The sequence below is a fragment of the Pseudomonas sp. S3_B11 genome, assembly GCF_054667715.1.
This window is the reverse complement of sequence record NZ_CP162749.1, coordinates 2,675,483-2,696,864: the sequence shown is the minus strand read 5'-3', so window position 1 is coordinate 2,696,864 and position 21,382 is coordinate 2,675,483. Positions and strand designations below refer to the sequence as shown.

General features: G+C 63.3%; 19 protein-coding genes. 11 read left to right on the top strand and 8 right to left on the bottom strand.

The genetic code is table 11. The features are described 5' to 3' along the window. Positions 1-44: 44 nt before the first annotated feature. The 7 genes from nosZ to nahK all read left to right on the top strand — a co-directional run bounded on the left by nosZ (position 45) and on the right by nahK (position 9,499). A complete protein-coding gene (gene nosZ / locus AB4O22_RS12335) occupies positions 45-1,964 on the top strand; it encodes a TAT-dependent nitrous-oxide reductase (RefSeq protein ID WP_003201412.1) in 1,920 nt (639 codons plus the stop codon). Positions 1,965-1,990: 26 nt separating this feature from the next. Then, positions 1,991-3,310, top strand: coding sequence for a nitrous oxide reductase family maturation protein NosD (locus AB4O22_RS12330; RefSeq protein ID WP_003201414.1), 1,320 nt, complete (start codon positions 1,991-1,993; stop codon positions 3,308-3,310). Beyond that, positions 3,307-4,224, top strand: a complete 918-nt coding sequence (locus AB4O22_RS12325) for an ABC transporter ATP-binding protein (protein ID WP_460096394.1) — start codon at positions 3,307-3,309, stop codon at positions 4,222-4,224. Before AB4O22_RS12330 ends, AB4O22_RS12325 begins: the two co-directional genes overlap by 4 nt. After that, positions 4,221-5,051: an ABC transporter permease gene (locus AB4O22_RS12320; protein ID WP_003201419.1), complete on the top strand. Its 831-nt coding sequence runs from the start codon at positions 4,221-4,223 to the stop codon at positions 5,049-5,051. Before AB4O22_RS12325 ends, AB4O22_RS12320 begins: the two co-directional genes overlap by 4 nt. Positions 5,052-5,081: 30 nt before the next feature. Beyond that, positions 5,082-5,609, top strand: coding sequence for a nitrous oxide reductase accessory protein NosL (locus AB4O22_RS12315; RefSeq protein WP_013693250.1), 528 nt, complete (start codon positions 5,082-5,084; stop codon positions 5,607-5,609). Between the two features lie 154 nt (positions 5,610-5,763). Continuing rightward, positions 5,764-6,927 (top strand): nitric oxide-sensing protein NosP, encoded by a 1,164-nt coding sequence (gene nosP / locus AB4O22_RS12310; RefSeq protein ID WP_003201423.1) that lies wholly within the window; start codon positions 5,764-5,766, stop codon positions 6,925-6,927. Then, a complete protein-coding gene (gene nahK / locus AB4O22_RS12305) occupies positions 6,857-9,499 on the top strand; it encodes a hybrid sensor histidine kinase/response regulator NahK/ErcS' (protein WP_460096393.1) in 2,643 nt (880 codons plus the stop codon). Before nosP ends, nahK begins: the two co-directional genes overlap by 71 nt. 77 nt (positions 9,500-9,576) lie before the next feature. Here the strand turns inward: nahK and AB4O22_RS12300 are convergent, their stop codons facing one another. From AB4O22_RS12300 to AB4O22_RS12275, 6 genes are all read right to left on the bottom strand, one after another. After that, positions 9,577-10,242, bottom strand: a complete 666-nt coding sequence (locus AB4O22_RS12300; protein ID WP_014338437.1) for a response regulator transcription factor — start codon at positions 10,240-10,242, stop codon at positions 9,577-9,579. Positions 10,243-10,301: 59 nt separating this feature from the next. After that, positions 10,302-10,835 (bottom strand): PQQ-dependent catabolism-associated CXXCW motif protein, encoded by a 534-nt coding sequence (locus AB4O22_RS12295; protein WP_003201429.1) that lies wholly within the window; start codon positions 10,833-10,835, stop codon positions 10,302-10,304. Positions 10,836-11,096: 261 nt separating this feature from the next. Further along, entirely contained in the window at positions 11,097-11,888 is a 792-nt protein-coding gene (locus AB4O22_RS12290; protein ID WP_063321456.1) for an ABC transporter permease, read from the bottom strand. Next, positions 11,885-12,616: an ABC transporter ATP-binding protein gene (locus tag AB4O22_RS12285; protein ID WP_460096392.1), complete on the bottom strand. Its 732-nt coding sequence runs from the start codon at positions 12,614-12,616 to the stop codon at positions 11,885-11,887. The genes AB4O22_RS12290 and AB4O22_RS12285 overlap by 4 nt, the downstream gene beginning before the upstream one ends. Then, the gene (locus AB4O22_RS12280; RefSeq protein WP_003201434.1) at positions 12,613-13,617 is read right to left on the bottom strand and encodes a YVTN family beta-propeller repeat protein; all 1,005 of its coding nucleotides are present in this window, start codon (positions 13,615-13,617) and stop codon (positions 12,613-12,615) included. The genes AB4O22_RS12285 and AB4O22_RS12280 overlap by 4 nt, the downstream gene beginning before the upstream one ends. Positions 13,618-13,644: 27 nt before the next feature. Then, on the bottom strand, positions 13,645-14,811 hold the full coding sequence (locus tag AB4O22_RS12275; RefSeq protein WP_460096390.1) for an ABC transporter substrate-binding protein: 1,167 nt from the start codon (positions 14,809-14,811) through the stop codon (positions 13,645-13,647). 377 nt (positions 14,812-15,188) lie between these two features. Between AB4O22_RS12275 and AB4O22_RS12270 the strand changes: the two genes are divergently transcribed. Together AB4O22_RS12270 and AB4O22_RS12265 are read left to right on the top strand one after the other, a co-directional pair. Next, entirely contained in the window at positions 15,189-16,442 is a 1,254-nt protein-coding gene (locus AB4O22_RS12270; RefSeq protein WP_460096389.1) for a HAMP domain-containing sensor histidine kinase, read from the top strand. Further along, positions 16,442-17,080 carry a response regulator gene (locus AB4O22_RS12265; RefSeq protein WP_043042249.1) on the top strand — a complete coding sequence of 213 codons (639 nt, stop codon included), beginning with the start codon at positions 16,442-16,444 and terminating at the stop codon, positions 17,078-17,080. The genes AB4O22_RS12270 and AB4O22_RS12265 overlap by 1 nt, the downstream gene beginning before the upstream one ends. 69 nt (positions 17,081-17,149) lie before the next feature. On the opposite strand, the gene AB4O22_RS12260 is transcribed toward AB4O22_RS12265, so the two are convergent. Both AB4O22_RS12260 and exaA read right to left on the bottom strand, forming a co-directional pair. Beyond that, positions 17,150-17,794, bottom strand: a complete 645-nt coding sequence (locus AB4O22_RS12260) for a pentapeptide repeat-containing protein (protein WP_003201442.1) — start codon at positions 17,792-17,794, stop codon at positions 17,150-17,152. A 130-nt stretch (positions 17,795-17,924) separates the two neighbouring features. Beyond that, positions 17,925-19,781 (bottom strand): quinoprotein ethanol dehydrogenase, encoded by a 1,857-nt coding sequence (gene exaA / locus AB4O22_RS12255; RefSeq protein ID WP_460096388.1) that lies wholly within the window; start codon positions 19,779-19,781, stop codon positions 17,925-17,927. 254 nt (positions 19,782-20,035) lie between these two features. Here exaA and pedF point away from each other — a divergent pair, with 254 nt between their 5' ends. Beyond that, complete coding sequence (gene pedF, locus AB4O22_RS12250) at positions 20,036-20,497, top strand: cytochrome c-550 PedF (RefSeq protein WP_003201446.1); 462 nt, start codon at positions 20,036-20,038, stop codon at positions 20,495-20,497. A gap of 5 nt (positions 20,498-20,502) precedes the next feature. After that, entirely contained in the window at positions 20,503-21,378 is an 876-nt protein-coding gene (locus AB4O22_RS12245) for a substrate-binding periplasmic protein (RefSeq protein WP_003201448.1), read from the top strand. Positions 21,379-21,382: the final 4 nt, after the last annotated feature.

Here is a 21,382-nt window from a genome sequence, read left to right as displayed (position 1 = left end):
ATGGCCTGTCCCTTGACCCTTTCATTCTTCATGGAGCACACAGCATGAGCGATAAAAAAAACCAAACCCCGGGCTCGGTGGAAGAACCCAGGGGTGTCAGCCGGCGCAGTTTTCTCGGCACTGGCGCGGTAACCGGTGCCGTACTGGCCGGCGCGACGGCGCTGGGGGCCGGGACGTTCACCCGTGAGTCCTGGGCTGCGGCGGCCAAGGAGGCCAAATCCAAGATCCACGTCGGGCCCGGGGAGCTGGACGAATACTACGGTTTCTGGAGCGGCGGCCACCAGGGCGAGGTGCGGGTGCTGGGCGTGCCGTCGATGCGTGAGCTGATGCGCATCCCGGTGTTCAACGTCGATTCGGCCACTGGCTGGGGCCTGACCAACGAAAGCAAACGCATCCTGGGCGACAGCGCCAAGTACCAGAACGGCGATTGCCACCACCCGCACATCTCCATGACCGACGGCAAGTACGACGGCAAATACCTGTTCATCAACGACAAGGCCAACTCGCGGGTCGCGCGCATTCGCCTGGACATCATGAAGTGCGACAAGATCCTCACCGTGCCCAACGTGCAAGCCATCCACGGCCTGCGCCTGCAAAAGGTGCCGTACACCAAGTACGTGTTCGCCAACGCTGAGTTCGTGATCCCGCACCCCAACGACGGCCACACCTTCGACCTGCAGGATAAGAACAGCTTCACGATGTTCAACGCCATCGATGCCGAGAAAATGGAAATGGCGTTCCAGGTGATCGTCGACGGCAACCTGGACAACTCCGATGCCGACTACACCGGCAAATACGCCGCCAGCACCTGCTACAACTCCGAGAAGGCCTACGACCTGGGCGGCATGATGCGCAACGAGCGCGACTGGGTGGTGGTGTTCAACATCCCGCGTATCGAGGCGGCGATCAAGGCCGGCAAGTTCATCAACCTGGACGGCTCCAAGGTGCCGGTGGTCGATGGCCGCAAGACCGATGGCAAGGACTCCGAATTCACTCGCTACATTCCCGTGCCGAAGAACCCCCACGGGCTCAACACTTCGTCGGACGGCAAATACTTCATCGCCAACGGCAAGCTGTCGCCCACGGTTTCGATGATCGCCATCGACCGCCTGGACGATTTGTTCGCCGACCGCTTCAAGGACCCACGCGAAGTGATTGTCGCCGAGCCGGAACTGGGGCTTGGGCCGCTGCACACCACGTTCGACGGGCGCGGCAATGCCTATACGACCTTGTTCATCGACAGCCAGGTGGTGAAGTGGAACATGGACGAGGCCATCCGCGCCTACAAGGGCGAGAAGGTCAATTACATCAAGCAGAAACTCGACGTCCAGTACCAGCCCGGCCACAACCATGCGTCCCTCACCGAAACCAGCGAGGCGGACGGCAAGTGGCTGGTGGTGTTGTGCAAATTCTCCAAGGACCGCTTCCTGCCCACCGGCCCATTGCACCCGGAGAACGATCAGTTGATCGACATTTCCGGTGAAGAAATGAAGCTGGTCCACGACGGCCCGGCCTTCGCCGAACCCCATGACTGCATTCTCGCCCGGCGCGACCAGATCAAGACCCAGAAAATCTGGAACCGCAACGATCCGTTTTTCGCCGACACCGTGGCCCGGGCGAAGAAGGACGGCATCAACCTGGAAACCGACAACAAGGTCATCCGCGACGGCAACAAGGTGCGGGTGTACATGACGTCGATGGCGCCGGCCTATGGCCTGACGGAATTCACCGTCAAGCAAGGCAACGAGGTGACGGTGACTATCACCAACATCGACCAGATCGAAGACGTCACCCATGGTTTTGTCATGACCAACCACGGCGCGAGCATGGAGATCAGCCCGCAACAGACCTCTTCGATCACTTTCACCGCCGACAAGGCCGGCTTGCATTGGTACTACTGCAGCTGGTTCTGCCACGCCCTGCACATGGAAATGGTCGGGCGCATGCTGGTTGAAAAGGCCTGAGACGGCTCGTCAAGGAGACAGCTTCAATGACCGGGAAAACGCCACAACCTGCGGGTTACGCTCGCCAACCGGTCATTGCGCTGGTGCTTTGCCTGTTATCGGGCGGCGCGCTCGGCGCGCCGCAGCCGATCACCAATTTGCCTTTGCAGGCCGAGGGCGACCAGCAATGGCGCCTGCCTGCGGGCCAGTACCGGGGCTCGTTCAGCATTGACCAGCCCATGACCCTCACCTGTGCGCCGGAGGCGGTATTCCAGGGCCAGGGCGAGGGCAATGGCGTGATCATTCGCGCCCCGAACGTGCGGATCCAGGGGTGTACGTTCCTGGACTGGGGCCACGACCTGACGGCCATGAACGCCGCCGTGTTCATCCAACCGGTCGCCCAAGGGGCCGTGGTGCGTGGCAACCGGATGCAGGGCCAGGGCTTCGGTATCTGGGTCGATGGCACGCGGGACGTCAGCCTGATCGACAACCGCATCCAGGGCGACCCCAGCCTGCGCTCCCAGGACCGTGGCAATGGCATCCATTTGTATGCCGTACACGGCGCCCGGGTCATCGGTAACCAGGTACACGAAACCCGCGACGGCATCTACATTGACACCTCCAGCGGCAACCTGCTCCAGGGCAATGTCCTGGAGGACCTGCGCTACGGCGTGCATTACATGTTCGCCAACGATAACCGCCTGCTGGATAACGTTACCCGGCGCACCCGCACCGGTTATGCCCTGATGCAAAGCCGCCAGCTGACGGTCACCGGCAATCGCTCCGAACAGGATCAGAACTACGGGATCCTGATGAACTACATCACCTATTCGACCCTGCGCGACAATTTCGTCACCGACGTGCGCGACGGGTCCACCGGCGACACCATGATCACCGGCGCCGAGGGCAAGGCCCTGTTCATCTACAACTCATTGTTCAACCGCATCGAAGGCAACCATTTCGAGCGCAGCGCCGTGGGCATCCACCTGACGGCCGGCTCGGAGGATAACCGCATCGCCGGCAATGCCTTCGTCCACAACCAGCGCCAGGTCAAGTACGTTGCCACCCGATTGCAGGAATGGTCGGCGGACGGTCGCGGCAATTACTGGAGCGACTACCTGGGCTGGGATCGCAACGGCGATGGCTTGGGCGATGTCGCCTATGAGCCCAACGACAACGTCGATCGCCTGCTGTGGCTGTATCCCCAGGTGCGCTTGTTGATGAACAGCCCGGGAATCGAACTGCTGCGTTGGGTGCAGCGAGCTTTCCCGGTGATGAAATCCCCCGGGGTGATGGACAGTCATCCGCTGATGGAAACGCCTGTCCAGCCCCCGCCACGCAACAGTGCCCAGGAGGACGCGTCTTGAACGTCGTCGAGATCGAAGGCGTCAGCCAGTACTATGGCGATGTCGCCGTGCTGCGCGGGCTGGACTTGAATCTGGCCCAGGGCGAAGTGCTCGGCCTGTTCGGGCATAACGGTGCGGGCAAGACCACCACCATGAAGCTGATCCTCGGTTTGCTGCGGGCCAACGAGGGGCAGGTGCGTGTCTTCGGCCGAGCGCCCAGCGACCCGAGCGTGCGGCAGATGCTCGGTTATCTGCCCGAGAACGTGATGTTCTATCCGCAGTTGAGCGGGCTGGAAACCTTGCGCCATTTTGCCCGGCTCAAAGGTGCTGCACCGGAGCAAGTGCAGCGTTTGCTGGAAGAGGTCGGGCTGGCGGGTGCCGCGACACGGCGGGTGAAAACGTATTCCAAGGGCATGCGCCAGCGTCTTGGTCTGGCCCAGGCGCTGCTCGGCCAACCGCGCCTGTTATTGCTGGATGAACCGACCGTGGGCCTGGACCCTATTGCCACCCAGGACCTCTATCAGTTGCTCGACCGCCTGCGTTGGCAGGGCACCAGCATCATTCTCTGTTCTCACGTCCTGCCTGGCGTGGAAGCTCACATCAACCGCGCCGCGATTCTCACCAGAGGGCGCCTGTTGGCCTTGGGCAGCCTGGCCCGGCTGCGGGAGGACGCCGGGCTGCCGACGCTGATCCGCGCCTCGGGCCTGTCGCGGGCCGACTGGCTTCGCCAGCATTGGCGCAGCGAGGGGCACGCCACCCAAGGCTGGGGCGCAGAAGGGGTGCAAGTGTCCGCGCCGGATGGCAGCAAACTTAAATTGCTGCGCCAGTTACTGGCCCAGGATGACCCGTCGGATGTCGAGATCAAGCCGCCGTCGCTGGAGGACTTGTACCGTCATTACATGGTCCGTGCCGCAGCCGAGGAGACCAGCCTATGAATCCGGTCTGGAACATGGCCCGCAAGGAATTCAGCGATGGCCTGCGCAATCGCTGGTTGTTGGCGATCAGCCTGTTGTTCGCGGTGCTGGCGATCGGCATCGCCTGGCTCGGCGCGGCGGCGTCCGGTCAACTGGGGTTCACCTCGGTACCGGCCACGGTGGCGAGCCTGTCCAGCCTGGCGACCTTCCTGATGCCGCTGATTGCCTTGCTGCTGGCCTATGACGCGATTGTCGGCGAGGACGAGAGCGGCACCTTGCTGCTGTTGCTGACCTACCCGTTGGGCCGCGGCCAATTGCTGCTGGGCAAGTTTGTCGGCCATGGCTTGATCCTGGCCCTGGCCACTTTCATCGGTTTTGGCTGCGCGATGCTTGCCATCGCCCTGTTGGTGGACGATGTCCAGTTGAGCCTGCTGCTCTGGGCCTTCGGTCGGTTCATGGTGTCCAGCACGCTGCTGGGCTGGGTGTTCCTCGGGCTCGCCTATGTGCTGAGCAGCTTGTCGGCAGAAAAATCCACCGCAGCCGGATTGGCGCTGGGGGTGTGGTTTTTCTTCGTGCTGGTGTTCGACCTGGCCTTGCTGGCGTTGCTGGTGCTGAGCGAGGGGCGCTTCAGCCCGGAACTGTTGCCCTGGCTGCTGCTGTTCAACCCTACCGACGTGTATCGGCTGATCAACCTGTCCGGGTTCGATGCGGCGTCCAGCGGCGCCGCGGTGCTGACCTTGGGCAGCGACCTGCCGGTGTCGGCGCCTTTGCTCTGGCTGTGCCTGGGCTTGTGGATGGCGGTTCCGTTGTGGCTGGCCTATCGGTTGTTCAATCGCCGGTGTCCGTGAATTTCAATCTTGATAAGGGAGCATGCAACGATGAACAAGGTGTACCTCAAGGGGGGCCGCCTCTTGGCCGGGGTGTTGATGTGCCTGGCGCTGGCGGCCTGCGGCAAGGCCGAGCCACCTGCGGCCAGCGAGGCGGCGCTGGCGTTTCATCCCAGTGACGAGTGCCATGTGTGCGGCATGGTCATCACTGACTTCCCCGGGCCCAAGGGCGCGGCGGTCGGGGCAGGGGGCGTGAAGAAATTCTGCTCGCCGGCGGAGATGCTGGGCTGGTGGTTGCAGCCGGAAAACCATCGGGCTGACGTCAAGCTGTATGTCCACGACATGGGCCGCAGCCATTGGGATACACCGGATGACGCCCACCTGATCGACGCCCGGACCGCCTACTTCGTCATCGGCAGTGGGCTTAAAGGCGCCATGGGCGTTGTCCTGGCCTCGTTCTCCGACCCCCAGGCGGCACAAAAGCTCGCCAGCGACACCGGCGGCCGGGTGCTGCGGCTGGAAGACATCGACCAGAAATTGCTGGGGCAGGCGACTGCCATGGCGCCGATGAGTCACTGATATTGCTTGTTCGGCAAACCACGCTTGTGGCAGGGGCGCTTGTGGGAGCAATCTCATCCCATGGAAGTGTCCACCCGCTACCCAAGTAGCATTCGTCGACTCGACGCGGCTTCGTACACTCAGGGCTCCTATCACGCACCCGTCGGAGGCGAAGATGCAGCAGGCCCAGAGCGAAGGTGTGGTGAGCGCCATGTCCCAGGCGACGGACGTCCAGCAGGTGGCCCAGGAGCTGGCGCGGCAGTTGTTGCACCCGCACCTGGGCTTCGTGCTGTTTTTCTGTTCCGCCGAATACGACCTGCCGGCCCTGGGCCAGGCGTTGTCCCAGAGTTTCGGCGGGATTCGCCTGGTGGGCTGTACCAGCGCCGGTGAAATCACCGCCCAAGGTTATGGTCGCAACTGCGTGACGGCGGTGGGGTTCGATCACCGGCACTTTTCCATCGCCGCCGAACTGATCGGTGAAATGGAGCGCTTCAGCCTGATCGACGCCCAGCAAATGGTCGAGCGCCTGGCGAGCGGCTGTCGCAGCAACGCCTTGGCCCCGATCAAGGGTCACAGTTTCGCCTTGACCCTGCTCGATGGCCTGTCCAGCCGCGAGGAAATGGTGCTGGCGGCCTTGAGTGCCGCGCTGGGGGACATCCCGCATTTCGGCGGGTCGGCTGGCGATGACAACTACCTGACCCACACCCACGTGTACTTCGAAGGCCAGTTCCACAGCGGCGCGGCCGTGGTGGTGCTGATCAACACCTGGCTGGAATTCGAAGTCTTCACCACCCATCACATCCTGCCTCGCCAAGAGAAGCTGGTGGTGACCGGTGCCGACAGCGCCTCGCGGCGGGTCTATGAGCTCAACGCCGAACCCGCCGCTGAAGAATACGCCCGGCACATCGGCGTGCCGGTGAGCGCCCTCGACTATCGGGTCTTCGCCGCCCATCCACTGGCGGTGCGCATCAACGATCAGTACTACGTGCGGGCGATCCAGCAGGTGCACCCGGACCTGAGCCTGAGTTTCTACTGCGCGGTGGAGAACGGCATCGTTCTCACCGCCATGACCCCCGGTCCCTTGCTGCAAAACCTGCAAACGCTGTTCGACGGTTTGCAGGCCCGTCTCGGTGATCTGTTGCTGACCATCGGCTGCGATTGCTTTCTCCGGCGCCTGGAGCTGGAAGATCGCGGCGGCCTGGAGCAGATCGGCCAGTTCCTGCGCGAACAACGGGTGATGGGGTTCAACACCTATGGAGAACAGTTCAATGGCATGCATATCAACCAGACGTTCACCGGAGTTGCCATTGCCCGACATCGCGTCCCCGGCCATCGTTGAGCTGCAGGCCCAGCTCGCTGCCCTGCAGCACGAAAACCGCAAGTTGCGGCGCATCAACGAGGCGCTGATCGAACGGGTGGAGTCTGGCGTAACCCGGGGCAACGACCCGTATGCGGCGTTCCAGCACTCGGTGGTGCTGGCCGAGCAGGTGCGCGAGCGCACCGATGCGCTGAACCAGGCCATGGCTGAACTCAAGGCCGGCAATCACTTGCTGGGCGAGGCGCGGCTGCGGGCGGAAACCGCCCACCGGCACCTGATCGACGCCATCGAAAGCATCTCCGATGCGTTTGTGCTGTTCGATGAGCAGCAACGCATTGTCCTGTTCAACAGCCGCTTCAAGGCCTTCTGGGCCAACAGCCGGGTGCGCATCATCGCCGGAATGCGTCTCTCCGAGGTCAAGCGCTTGATGACCGCCAACGGGCTGTTTAGCGAAGAGCCTCGGGGCCAGGCCGACGAGCACGTGCTGTACCGGCTGCAGAACGGACGTTGGCTGCAAGTCAGCGAGCGACCGACCCAGGAGGGCGGCCGGGTAATCCTGTTCACCGATATCACCGACGTCAAGCTCAGCGAAACGGTGCGCCGCGAGCAGGCCATCGCGCAGAAATCCCACCTGTTGCAGCGGGCGGTGGACAACCTGTCCCAGGGCGTGGCGATGGTCAACGCCCAAGGCGTGCTGGAGCTGTGGAACCGGCGTTTCCTCGAACTCAGCGGCCTGGCACCGGTAGCGGCGCACCGGCCATTCAATGAAGTGATTGCCGACAGTGAGCTGCAACTGCTGACCCCGGCCAGTCGCGACAGCAACGGCCGGCTGATCCACGAATCCGAGCAGCGCCTGTCCGATGGCCGGGTCCTGGAGATCCGTACGCATCCCTTGCCCACTGGCGGCTACGTCAATACCTTCACCGACATCACCGAACGCTACCAGCACGCCGAGGCGCTGAGCGAAAGCGAACGCTGGATTCGCCTGATCACCGACCATGTGCCGGCGCTGATCGCCTACCTCAACGCCGACCTGGTCTACGAATTCACCAACAAGGTCTACGAGCAGTGGTATTGCTGGCCCCGTGGCGTGATGCTCGGCCAGAGCCTGCGCGAAGCCCATAGCGAGCAGCATTACCAGCGCCTGGAGGCCTACGTGGCGCGGGCGTTGGCGGGTGAGAGCGTGACGTTCGAGTTCGCCGAGACCAATATCAACAACCAGGAGCGCTACATGCTGCGCTCCTATGTACCCAACCGCCTGGCCAACGGCGAAGTGGTGGGAATTTTCGTGCTGATCCGCGACATCACCGAACGCCGGCGCACTGCTGAAGCGCTGCACCAGGCCTACCAGAACCTGGAACAGCGGGTCCAGGAGCGCACGGCCGAACTGACCACCCTCAACGAGCAGTTGCTGCGCGAAATCGAAGAGCGCAGCCGGGTGGAATTGCGCCTGCGGGAGGCCAAGCGCGAGGCCGAGCAGGCCAACCTGTCGAAGACCAAGTTTCTCGCAGCGGTCAGCCATGATCTGCTGCAACCGCTCAACGCCGCCCGGCTGTTCACCAGCGCCTTGCTGGAGCGCCGCGAGCCGGTTGCCAACGCGCAACTGGTGCGTAACGTCAGCAATTCACTGCAGGACGTGGAGAACCTGTTGGGCACCCTGGTGGATATATCCAAACTGGACGCCGGGGTGATCAAGGCCGATGTCGCGCCGTTCGGCCTCAGCGAGCTGCTCGACAACCTGGCTGCCGAATACGCCCAGATCGCCCGCAGCGAAGGGCTGGAGCTGCACTTTGTCGGCTGTTCGGTGCTGGTGCGCAGCGACATGCAATTGCTCGCGCGAATCCTGCGCAATCTGCTGAGCAACGCTATTCGCTACACCCCCAGCGGCCGGGTGGTGCTGGGTTGTCGGCGCCACCGCCAGCGCGTGTCGATCCAGGTCTGGGACAGCGGCATCGGCATTGCCGAGAACCGCCTGGAGGAAATATTCCAGGAGTTCAAGCGCGGCGACGTGCAGCGCCCGAATCAGGACCGTGGGTTGGGCCTGGGCCTGGCGATTGTCGAGAAAATCGCCGGGATCCTCGGGCACCGGATCCAGGTGCGCTCCTGGCCGGGCAAGGGCTCGATGTTCTCTATCGACGTGCCGCTGAGCGCCACCGCGCCCAAGCCGCTGCCGTGCCTGGACATGAGCGAGCCGATGCTCGAACGACTGCGTGGGGCGCGGGTCTGGGTACTGGATAACGATGCGGCGATCTGTGCCGGCATGCGTACGTTGCTGGAGGGCTGGGGTTGCCAGGTAGTGACCGCGTTGTCAGAACAGGACCTGGCCCGCCAGGTGGACAACTACCATGCCGAGGCTGACCTGTTGATCGCCGATTATCACCTGGACAACGATCAGAACGGCGTCGATGCGGTGGCCCGGATCAACGCCCGCCGGGCCTCACCGATCCCGGCCATGATGATCACCGCCAACTACAGCAACGAACTCAAGCAGCAGATCCGCGAACGCGGGCACACCCTGATGCACAAGCCGGTGCGACCGATGAAGCTCAAGATTGCGATGAGTCATCTGTTGGGCCAGGCCCTGAGCCATTAAGTCGAACGCTGTTGTGGCGAGGGAGCAAGCTTCCTCGCCACAGGGGTGTCCACCCTATCTCAGCAGTGTCCAGCGGTTCAACGCCGCAGATAAGCCCCGAAATCAATATCCCCGGCACTGAGGATCGCCTGCACCCGGTTGTGCACGTTGAGTTTGCGCAGGATCGCCGAGACGTGAGCCTTGACCGTGGTTTCGGCGATGTCCAGGGTGTAGGCGATCTGTTTGTTCGACTCGCCCTTGGTCATGCGTTCGAGCACCAGCAATTGCTTGCGGGTCAAGGCCTGGAGCAGTTCCGGCGGGAAGCTCGGGTTTTCGTTCAGGCGCCGGCCCATCGGGCTTTTTTGCGTGCGAATGATGTCCGGCGGCAGGTACACGTTGCCGTTGAGGATCTGCTCGATGGCGTCGGTCATCTGCGAGCGTGGCGAGGATTTGGTGATGAAACCCACCGCGCCATAGGTGATGGCCTGCAGCACCACCTGTTTGTCCTGCTCGGCGGAGACAATCACCACGGGGATGGTCGGCGCCTCGTTGCGCAGGTTGATCAGGCCATTGAGCCCGTGCATGCCGGGCATGTTCAAGTCCAGCAGGATCAGGTCCAGGTCGTCGTGCTCGGCAGTCAAGGCCAGGGCACTGTCCAGGTCGGCGGTCTCCATGACCTCGCTGCCAGGAAAACCGTCGCTGATGACGTTGTGGATGGCTTCGCGAAACAGTGGGTGATCGTCGGCTATCAGGATTTTATACATGGCCATTCACCTCGTTATTGTCGTGTGGGGCAGAGCAGTTGCACGCACTTCTTGCAAGATCAGGGAAAGGGTTCGGGCCGGGCAGCTTGCAGGGGCAGGTTGGCCGCCTCCCAGGCATCGAGGCCATCGCGATACCAGTACAGATGGTTATAGCCCATGGCAGCGGCGCGTTTTACCGCGTTCCAGCTCAGCCAGCAATCTGCGCGGCAATAAAAGACCAATGGCGAATCCAACCGCCCGCCGGTGGCCGCGCGCAGGTGATGGCTGAAGTAGTCCTGCCAGGTCGGGTCGAGGTCGCCGTCACCAGTATTGGCCAGCCACAGGCTGCCGGGGAGATTGGCGTGGGGTTCGTTGTCGATGAAACGCCCTTGGACCCACGGCCGACGATAGACGTCGATCAGCACTGGGGGCGAGGCTTGGCCGAGCAGCTGTTGCAGGGCCTGGGTGTCGAGGGTCTGGGCGCCGTCGACAGTGGCGGGCGTCGGGCTGCGGTATTGGCCGATGCGATAGCCCTGCGCTGAAAACAGCGCGGTATCGGCCTGCGCAACATTCAGCGCCAGGCCCAGCAGGAGGATCGCCAGCAAACGGGGCATAGGATTTATCCTTTTTGTTATGCGCCCATTACATGCCAGGGTCGAGGTCTTGTGAATGCGACCATGGACAGGAAAACCAGTACTAAAGTAGTAATTTCGACCATGGGCCCTGCACAGAACCCTTGTGGAGAACCTTGTGGGAGCGAGCTTGCTCGCGATAGCGACGGATCATTCAGCAAGGATGTTGACTGATACACCGCTATCGCGAGCAAGCTCGCTCCCACAGGATTGCACCCACAGGAATCTGGGCAGGGGGCAGGATCAATTGGCCTTGCGCAACGCCGCATGCTGCGGATTGAACGTCCACACCGCCAACAGCGCGAACACCAGGGTCAACCCCACGCACACCGCCATCGCCAGCAGGTTGAACTGCTCGTACAGCGCAAAACGCACCAGCTCCACGCCGTGGGTGAACGGGCTGACCGAGCAGAGCCAGTACAGCCAAGGGCTGGCTTCCTGCATTTTCCATAGCGGGTACAGTGCCGAAGACAGGAAGAACATCGGGAAAATCACGAAATTCATCACCCCGGCGAAGTTCTCCAGTTGCCGGATGGCATTGGACAGCAACAAGCCCAGGGCGCTGAGCATCAGGGCCACCAGCAACAGGGCCGGCAGGGCCAGCAGCAGGCCCATGGTCGGTGGCTGGATACCGTACAACCAGGCGATGGCGAGAAAGGCGTAGACCTGCAAGAGCGAGATCAGCGACGTCGCCAACAACTTGCTCGCCAGCAGGAAAGCCCGGGGCAGGGGACTGGTCAGCAGCACGCGCATGCTGCCCATTTCCCGATCGTAGACCATCGACAGCGAGCCCTGCATGCCGTTGAACAACAGGATCATGCAGGCCAGCCCGGGCACGATGTACACCTCGTAGGGGATGTAGGTGTCGTAGGGCGCGATGATGGCGATGCCCAGTGCCGCGCGAAAACCGGCGGCGAACACCAGCAGCCACAGCAGGGGCCGGACCAGGGCGCTGAGCAGCCGGGTGCGTTGCAGTACGAAGCGCAGCCATTCGCGCGTCACGATGCCGCTGAAACATTGCCAGTACGCATTCATGGCCGGACTCCCGAGGCGGTCAAGCGAGTGAAGGCCGAGCCGAGGGTGCCGCCGTGTTCCAGGCTCACCGCGTCGGCCTGCCCGCTGGCGACCAGGCGGCCCTGATGCACGATCAACAGATCGTCGCTGGGCTGCACTTCGTCGAGCAAGTGAGTGGTCCAGAGCACGCTGATACCTTGCTCGCTGCACAGTTGCCGGATGTGCAGGCCCAGGGCTAGGCGGCTGGCCGGATCAAGGCCGACGCTGGGTTCGTCGAGCAGCAACAGGCGCGGTTCGTGGAGCAGGGCGCGGGCGATCTCGACCCGGCGACGATGGCCACCGTTGAGGTCGCGTACCCGCTCGTGGCGGCGCTCCGTCAGGTGCTGGCGGGTCAGTTCAGCGTCGATGCGGGCGCTGCCCTGGCGCCGCGAAAACCCGTGCAGCGCCAGGTGATAGCGCAGGTTCTGTTCGATGCTCAGGTCCAGGTCCAGGGTGCTCTGTTGGAACACCACGCCCAATTGGCGCAAGGCCGGACGCGGAGATTTTTGCAGGGAATGACCGCCGATGCGGATCTCGCCACGTTGCAGGTCGTACAAACGCGTGAGCAGGGCGATCAGCGTCGACTTGCCGGCACCGTTGGGCCCCAGCAGCGCAGCGAAACGCCCGGCGGGCAGGCTGAAATTCATCTGCTTGAGGGCTTCGCGCGTGCCATAGGCAAAGCTCAGGTCGCTGACCTCCAGGGCGTTCATGGCGTGACCACCACGCCCCAAGGGTAGCGCCCGACTTTCACCGACTTCAGGACCTTGCGGCTCTCTACATCGATCACCGAGACATCGCCGCTGACGCCGTTGGTCGCCAGCAGCTGCTTCTGGTCCGGGGTGAACGCCAGTTGCCAGACCCGTCGGCCCACCAGCAGGTAATCCAGCACTTCGAAGGTCTTGGCGTCGATCACCGCCACATGGTTCGCCGGGCCCAGGGCGACGAACGCCAGCTTGCCGTCGGCGCTGAGCTTGATGCCCACCGGCTGGACCTTGTCCGGGTGCACGCCCTTGATCTGGAACGTCAGGGTCTTGAGGATCTTGCGTGTCGCCACGTCAAGCACGGTCAACGTGCCGCCGATCTCCGCCGAGGCCCAGAGCTGCGTGCCGTCGCGATTGAACTCGACGAAACGTGGCCGCTGATCCACCAGGGTGTTGTCGGCCAGGGTCTGGGTGCTGGTATCGATCCAGTGCAGCATGTTCGTGGTTTCACTGGTGTTGACCGCCCACTTGCCGTCAGGGCTGACGGCCATGCCTTCGGGTTCGACACCGACACCGATCTGGCCCAGCACTTCGGAGGTCTGGGTGTCGATCACCGTGACCAGGGCATCGTCTTCGTTGGAGACATACAGCCAGCGGTCGTTGGGGTGCAGGGCGAACTGCTCCGGGTCCTTGCCGGAGGGCAGTTCCTTGATGATCTTGCGGGTGGCGACGTCCATCACCTGGACCCGGTCCGAGTCGCTGGCGCAGATGTACAGCAGGCGATTGTCGTGGGACAGCAGCAGGCCCCGGGGGCGCTGGCCGACCGGCAGGGTCTCGATCACTTCCAGGCTCTGCATGTCGATCAGGCTCAGGCTGTTGTCTTTCTCGTTGGAAACCCAGGCGATGCTGGCGGCGGCGGGACCGGCGGCGAGCAACGCGGCGCCCAGGGCGAGGGCTTTGCATAGCCGGGTCGGGCAGAGCCGGGCCGGGTGAATCAGGGAGCGGCGCATGGCGGTTTTCCTTATTGTTGTTATCGATCAGGGGTAACGGCAGCTCACTTCGGGCTGGTCATAGCCCAGGCTGTCCATTTCATTGGAAGGGTGCAGAAAACCGTCCTGGGGCGAGGTGCTGACCAGTGCCCGTGGCTGGACCAGCGCAATTGGTTGGCGCAACTGGCCGTTCCAGGGCCGGTAGCTGAGCTTGCGACCCTTGAAGCCGTCCAGGGGCAACTGGTCGCTGAGGGCCAGTTGGCGGATGGCGAGCGGGTCGTCCTGGCGCAGTTTGCTCACGGCGCTGGCGATGCTGCGCACGGCAATCCAGGCGGCGAAATCGCGGTCGTTCATCCAGCGTCCGGCCAGGGCTTCGAAGCGTTTTTGCAACTGCGCCGCGCCGTAGGTTTCCACGGTCTTGTGCCAACCGGTGGGGGTCAGCCCTTGGGTGCCGGCCACTGGGCGTGGATACCAGGTCTGGTAGGGCAGGTATTCGCCGAAGTCGCCGCGCTCGTCGGCTACCAGCACCACGTCGTACTCGGCGGTCTGGGTGAACAGTGGCATGTCGGCCTGGGCGCTGCGACGCTGGTCGTTGTCGAACTGCCAGGCCTTCTCGGCGACGATCTTCATGCCGAAGCGTTTCATGGCCCGGCGCAATGCGGCGGCATAGGCCTGGTCCTCGGGCGTCTGGCCGACGATCAGCAAGGCCCGCTGCCATTTACGCACGACGCTGAACTGCACCAGGGCATCGGCGAGCATGGCGCGGTCGGGCAGGCTGTGCAGCACGTTACCGAGGCAGTCGGTGGTGCGCAGGCTGTCGTCGGGGCTACCGGCGTTGAACAGCAGGCTGTCGGGCAGGGCGGCGCTGAGTTGGCGCAGGCTGGCGGCCGGTGCGTTGACCACGAACAGCCGCAGACCCTGGTCGTGTTGGGCCCGGGCGGCCTGGAGCAGCGCTTCGGGAGTGTCGACGCTGGCGCTTTCCAGGCGGTAGTCGTGCTTGAGAAAACGTCCGGTGCTGTTGCTGTCGACGATTGCCAGTTCAGCGCCGCGCAACCCGGCATCGGCCGGTTCGGCAATGACGTTGGACAGCAACGGGCCCGGATCGGGACGATAACCCAGGTAGCCGATGCGCACTTGCAGCGGTGTGATATCGCCCGCGTGAGCGGTTGCCGCTGCCAGCAGAGAAACCAGGGCGTAACTGACGAGCCGGCGCATGACATCCTCCATTGCAGGTAGCCCCAGCATAGGAAGCCCAGGGTCATGGGGAAATATGCAGAAAGTACCGCCGGTGCAGTACCAAGGTAGTAACTCGCCTTGGAGGCCGGGGTTTTAGCATGCTAGGCATCGTCATTGGCCAGGAGGGGACAGACCATGCGGATTCTCAAAGCGTTGCTGCTGCCGTTTCTGCTGATCCTGAGTTTGATCGGGGTTGATCGTCCCAGAACCTGGAAACCTCCAAGCCCCTCTGTGGGAGCGAGCTTGCTCGCGATAGCGGTGGTTCAGTCAACTTCAGTACCGGATGTGCCGCCGTCATCGCGAGCAAGCTCGCTCCCACAGGGGGTGGGTGTCAATTCAGGGTTGGAGCGCTAGCCATGTCAGCCCTCTGGCGCATCAACCTCTGGGTTTGTGCCTTTTTCGCCCTGGTCACCCTGGCCTGTGCAGTCCTGTTGTTGCACCAGGCCACGGCCGATGTGAAACGCGAGCTGCAATCGGCCGGGTCGGTGGTGCATTACCTGCGCGAAACCGCCGAGCGCGATCCGGCCAGTCTCCAGCCGCGATTGACCGGCAGCCTGCGGCATGTGCGGGTCAGTTGGCTGGCCCCTGGGGAACTGTTCCCGGCGGATGAAGACGGGATGAAGGCCTGGCTCGGCCGCCGGTTACTGGATGACGGCCCTGCGGCCCAGGTGGTGGATTTGCCGGACGGTCGGCGGGCCTGGATTGCCGTCGACCCGCGCGATGAAATCGACGAGATTCTCGATTCCTTGGTGCAACTGTTGTACGTCTGCGCCCTGGCGCTGTCGCTCAGCCTGTTGGTGATTCGCTGGGGGGTACGCCGGGGCATGCGTTTGCTCGATGAGTTGCTGCATGCGTTGCGTCAGGTGTCAGCCGGGAACCTGCAGGTGCGCCTGGGTACTGAGGGTATCCCGGAGGCGCAGCATCTGGCGGGGCATTTCAATCGCATGACCGCCGCCCTGGCCGAGGCCCAGGCCGATAACGCCCGGCTTACCCACGCCTTGCTGGCCGTGCAGGAGCAGGAGCGCACCCAACTGGCCCAGACCCTGCACGACGATCTGGGCCAATACGTGGCCGGTATTCGGGCCCGCGCCTGCCTGCTGCGGCTGGTGATGGATCAACCCCTGGCGCTGGAGCAGACCGTCAGCCAGCTCGAAGAGCATTGCGAGCATTTGCAATTGGGTTTCCGGGCGCTGGTGCATGACTTGTACCCCGTGGTGTTGCAGCACCTGCCGTTGTGCGAGGCCATCAGGCTATTGGCCGGGCAATGGCAGGCCAACCAGGGCATCGCCTGTCAGGTGTGGATCGACAAAACGCTGCCGCCCTTGTCCGGGCCGGACAAGACCCATTTGTATCGTTTGTTGCAGGAAGCGTTGACCAACATTGCCCGGCATGCCGGCGCCACGCAGGTGCGGATTCGCCTGCAACACCGCGCCGGGCGCCTGCGGTTGCTGGTGCGCGACAACGGTTGCGGAGCGACGCAACCATCGCGCGCCGGTGTTGGCTTGCACTCGATGTCTGAGCGGGCGCGCAGCCTGGGCGGTGAGCTGCGCATCGTCAGCCAGCCTGGCGCCGGGTGGGCGCTGGCCTTGAATATTGCCTTGGAGGCGTGATGAACATTTTGTTGGTGGACGACCATGCGGTGGTTCGGCAGGGCTATGCCAGCCTTTTGCGGGTGTTGATGCCGGACCTGCAGGTCCGCGAAGCAGCCACCGGCGAGGAGGCGTTGAGCCAGGTCCAGGAGCAGGTGCCGCATCTGGTGATCATGGACTTCGGCCTGCCCGGTATCAGTGGCTTGGAAACCACCCGCCGGCTACGCCAGCGCCTGCCACAGCTGCGGGTGTTGTTCTTCAGCATGCACGATGAATTGCCCTTGGTGCGCCAGGCATTGGACGCCGGTGCCGCGGGCTACCTGACCAAGAATTCGGCACCCCAGGTGCTGATGGAAGCGGTACGCCGGGTGCTGGCCGGGCATGTCTACATCGAGCAATCCCTGGCCACGCAACTGGCCTGCACCAGCTCGCGCCAGGATGTCGACCCGCGCCTGCAATGCATGACCCAACGGGAGTTGGAGATTTTCGTCATGCTCGCCAAGGGCACCCCCGCCCGCACCATTGCCGAACAGCTGTGCATCAGCGCCAAGACCGTGTCCAACCACCTGACGCTGCTCAAGAGCAAGTTGCAGGTCAGTTCCCATGCCGAGTTGGTGCATCTGGGGATCGATATGGGGGTGGTGCGGGTGGCTGGCTGAAATGATCAGAGCCGAACGCGGAGCGTCCGTTGAGGCATTCCCACGCGGAGCGTAGGAGCGATCAGGTCTTCACTGATCCCACGACGTCGGGCACCCGGTACAGCCTTGCATATTGGCATCCTGGAAATTCCCGTAATGCTGGCGAGAACCGCTCAGGTTGGCCTGTTCCAGGTTGCTTTCACCGAGCTTGGCTTCCTGCAGGTTGGCGTCGCGCAGGTCGGCGCCCTTGAGGTCGGCCTTGCTCAGCCAGGCCATTTCCAGGTCCGCCGCCTGCAGGTTGGCCTCGTGCAAGCGGGCGCCGGACAAGCGGGCGAATTGCAGGTAGGCCGCCGTCAGGTCGGCACGCTGGAATTGCGCGCCCTGGGCGAACAGGCCCCAACCCTGGATCGCCTTGAGTGTGGCGCCGCTGAAGTCCGCCAGGCGCAGGTTGCTTTGTTGCAGGCTGGCACGGGTCAGGTTGGCGCCCTGTAGCTGGGCTTTCTCAAGATTGGCCAGGTCCAGTCGCGCGTGCCGCAGATCGGCGTCGCGCAGATCGGCACCGCTGAGGTTCATCTTGCGCAGGTCCTGGTTCGCCAGTTTTGCACCGCGAAGGTTGGCGCCGGGGCATTGGCTGGATTCGGCGATGAGGCAGCCGTTGATCGTCAGGGGGGTGTCAGGGTCGTCGGCATGGGCAAGGGCGCCGATGAACAGAAGCAGCAATGGCAATGATTTCATGGCAGGAACTCGGGCAAGTGTGGGAACGGGCTTGCTCGCGAAGACGTAGGCACAGTCAAAATCCCTATCAACTGAACCACCGCTTTCGCGAGCAAGCCCGCTCCCACAGGGGATTGTGGTGAGGGTCAGGTTATTTCTGCGCCGTCGCCTTATCCCAGCTCGGAATCTTGAACACCCAGAACGACCCACCCTGGGCCACCGGCTTGGTCAGTTCGGCCATGTCGCCGCCCCACAACGGTACGGCGCCACCGTAGCCGACGGTCACGCCGATGAATTGCTCGCCGTCCTGCTCCCACGTGATTGGCGGGGAGACGATGCCGCTGCCGGTCTGGAATTTCCACAGTTCCTGGCCGGTCTTGGCGTCGAAGGCCTTGAAGAAGCCGTCGCCGGTGCCGGTGAACACCAGGTTGCCCTTGGTCGCCAGCACACCGGCCCATAGTGGCAGAGGTTCCTTGTGTTCCCAGACCACCTTGCCGGTGGTGGGGTTCATCGCCCGCAGGCTGCCGACGTGATCGTCGTACATGCGCTTGATGCGAAAGCCCATGCCCAGGTAGGCCGAGCCTTTCTTGTAGTTCACTTCCTCGGTCCAGTATTCCTCTTTCCACTGGTTGCCGGGGACGTAGAACAGGCCGGTGTCCTGGCTGTAGGCCATGGGGTTCCAGTTCTTGCCACCGAGGAAGGGCGGCGAGACTTCCACCGGCTTGCCCTTGGTTTCACCCGGCAATGGCTTGGCCGGACGCTGGCCGGGATTCTCCACTGGGCGACCGGTCTTGAGGTCGATGTGGCTGGCCCAGGTGATGTTGTCGACGAACGGGAAGGCGTTCTGCAGCTTGCCGTTGTTGCGGTCCACCACGTAGAAGAAACCGTTGCGGTCGGCGTGGGCGGTGGCCTTGACCACCTTGCCGTCCTTATCCTTGTAGTCGAACAGCACCAGCTCGTTGTTGCCGGAGAAGTCCCAGGCGTCGTTGGGCGTGTGTTGGTAGAACCACTTCACTTCGCCAGTGCTTGGGTCGACCCCGACCTGGCCGGAGGTATAGAGGCTGTCGAAGTCGTGAGGGTTGCCGTCCTTGGCCGTGCGCGCCCAGGTGTTCCACGGGCCGGGGTTGCCCGCGCCGACGATGATGGTGTTGGTCTCGGCGTCGAAACTGGCACTCTGCCAAGGTGCGCCGCCGCCGTGGCTCCAGGCTTCGACCTTGCCGGTTGCAGTGGTCTTGTCGTCGGGCCAGGAGGGCGCCTTGACGTCGCCGGTCGGCGTGCTGTCCTTGCCGTTGAGGCGGCCCATGTGGCCTTCGACAAACGGGCGCATCCAGACTTCGTCGCCGGTGTCCGGGTCGCGGGCGAACAGTTGCCCGACCACACCGAACTCGTCGCCGGAACTGCCATGGATCAGCAGGACCTTGCCACTGGTCTTGTCCTTGATCAGCACCGGGGCGCCGGTCATGGTGTAGCCGCCGGCGTGGTCGCCGAACTTCTTGTTCCACACCACTTTGCCGGTGTTTTTATCCAGGGCGACGACTCGCGCGTCCAGGGTGCCGAAGTAGATCTTGTCGCCGTAGATGGCCGCGCCGCGGGTGACCACGTCGCAGCACGGGCGAATGTTGTCCGGCAGCCGGTGGTTGTAGGTCCACAGGCGCTTGCCGGTCTTGGCGTCGAGGGCGAATACCCGCGAGTACGAGCCGGTGACGTACACCACGCCGTCGCTGACGATGGCCTGGGACTCCTGGCCGCGCTGCTTCTCGTCGCCGAATGAGTAGGACCAGGCCGGGGTCAGCTTGAACACGTTCTTGTCGTTGACCTGGGCCAGCGGGCTCCAGCGCTGGGCGTTGGTGCCCATGCCGTATTGCAGCACGTCCTTGGTGGTCAGGTGGTCGTTGGCGATGTCTTCCCAGGTGACGGCAGCGTGCGCCGAGGGACTCGACGACAGACTGCCGGCCAGCAGCAAGGCAACGGTCAGGGAGGAGAGGGCGGGTAGCGTTTTTATTCTCATGGTGGCAGTTCCCAGTGAAAGGTTTTGGCCTGACTAGGGTGAGTCGCGCCACGACGTTGCCGATACGGAAAAAGTCCCGCCCTTGCCGGGAAGACTTCCCGAACCGCCTGTCTTTACGACCTGCGTCGGATGGCTTGCTACCAAGGAACTAGACCCCGGCCACCAAAGCAGCATTCGGCTGGGGCAAGGGGGTTCCTAAGATGACGGCACGGCTTCTTCACAGAGGTCTTGCGTGCAATCCAGAGGGCATAACAATGACAACAAAACGCAACGCCATCATCGCTACCGCATTACTGATGGGGCTGACCGGCGCAGGCTCCGCATGGGCCCATGGCAACGTAGTGCCCCAGGCAGTGGAAACCAAGGGTCTGACCCCGATCAAGGACACCGGTGTCGCACTGGACGGTGACGGCTGGGCCACGGTGAACCCTTATCGCGCCTCACCTGAACACGACCGGGCACTGGAAATCGGCTCATCGGCCTACAACCAGAACTGCGCGGCCTGCCATGGCCTGGAAGCCAAATCGGGCGGCATCGCCCCGGACCTGCGCATGCTCGACGCCGCCGACGCCGGTGATGAGTGGTTTGTCGAGCGCGTACGTCACGGTGCGGTGCGCGACGGCCGGGTCTACATGCCAAAAATGGCCGACTACCTGAGCCAGGAAGCCTTGTGGGCGGTGCGCACCTATCTCGACAGCGTGCACGTCGAGGAGTGATCGCCATGCGCCTGTTCGCGTGGGTAATGTGCAGCCTGCTCCTGTGGGGCCAGGCGGTGCAGGCGCAGGTGCGCAGCTACGACCAGATGATCGCGGCCGGTGAGTTGAAGGTCGCGGTCTACAAGGACTTCGCGCCCTACAGTTTCGAAGACCACGGCCAACCCAGGGGCGTGGACGTGGAACTGGCCCAGGCCCTGGCCAAGGCGCTTGGCGTGCGCCTGCAACTGATGTGGGCACCGCCGGGCGAAAAACTCGATGACGATCTGCGCGATTACATCTGGCGCAGCAGTCCGCTGCACGATCGACAACTCGCCGACCTGATGATGCGTGTCCCGTACGATCATGACTACGTGCAAAGGCGCAACGACATCGGCGAACTGGCAAACGCCCAGGTGGTGATGTTCGGCCCTTATCAGCAGGAATGCTGGCAGGTGGCATTTGACCGCCGCCGACTGGATTCGGTGGGCAGTGTCGCGGTGTTCCAGCAGCACCCCATTGGCGTTGAAGTCGACAGCGTGCCGTCGTTCTACCTGACGTCGGTGTTCAACGGCATGCTCAGCGCCAAGACCCACCATTACCCCGGTGTCAGCCAGGCCTTCAAGGCCATGCAGGCCGGGGAGGTGGACGCTGTCATGGCCATGCGCGGTGAGGTCGATTGGCAAGTGCACGAGGCGGCCGATCCGCAACTGGCGCTGGCGGAGAATGCCTACCCGAACATGGGCAAGCAACGTTGGGAAATCGGCATGGCGGTGCATGAAAGCAACCGTCAGCTGGCCTATGCGGTGGAAGAGGCGCTGGAAGGCTTGATCCGCGACGGCAGCGTCAAGACCGTCTATGCCCATTACGGCCTGCGTTACGAAGTGCCGGAGATGTATCAATAGGAGC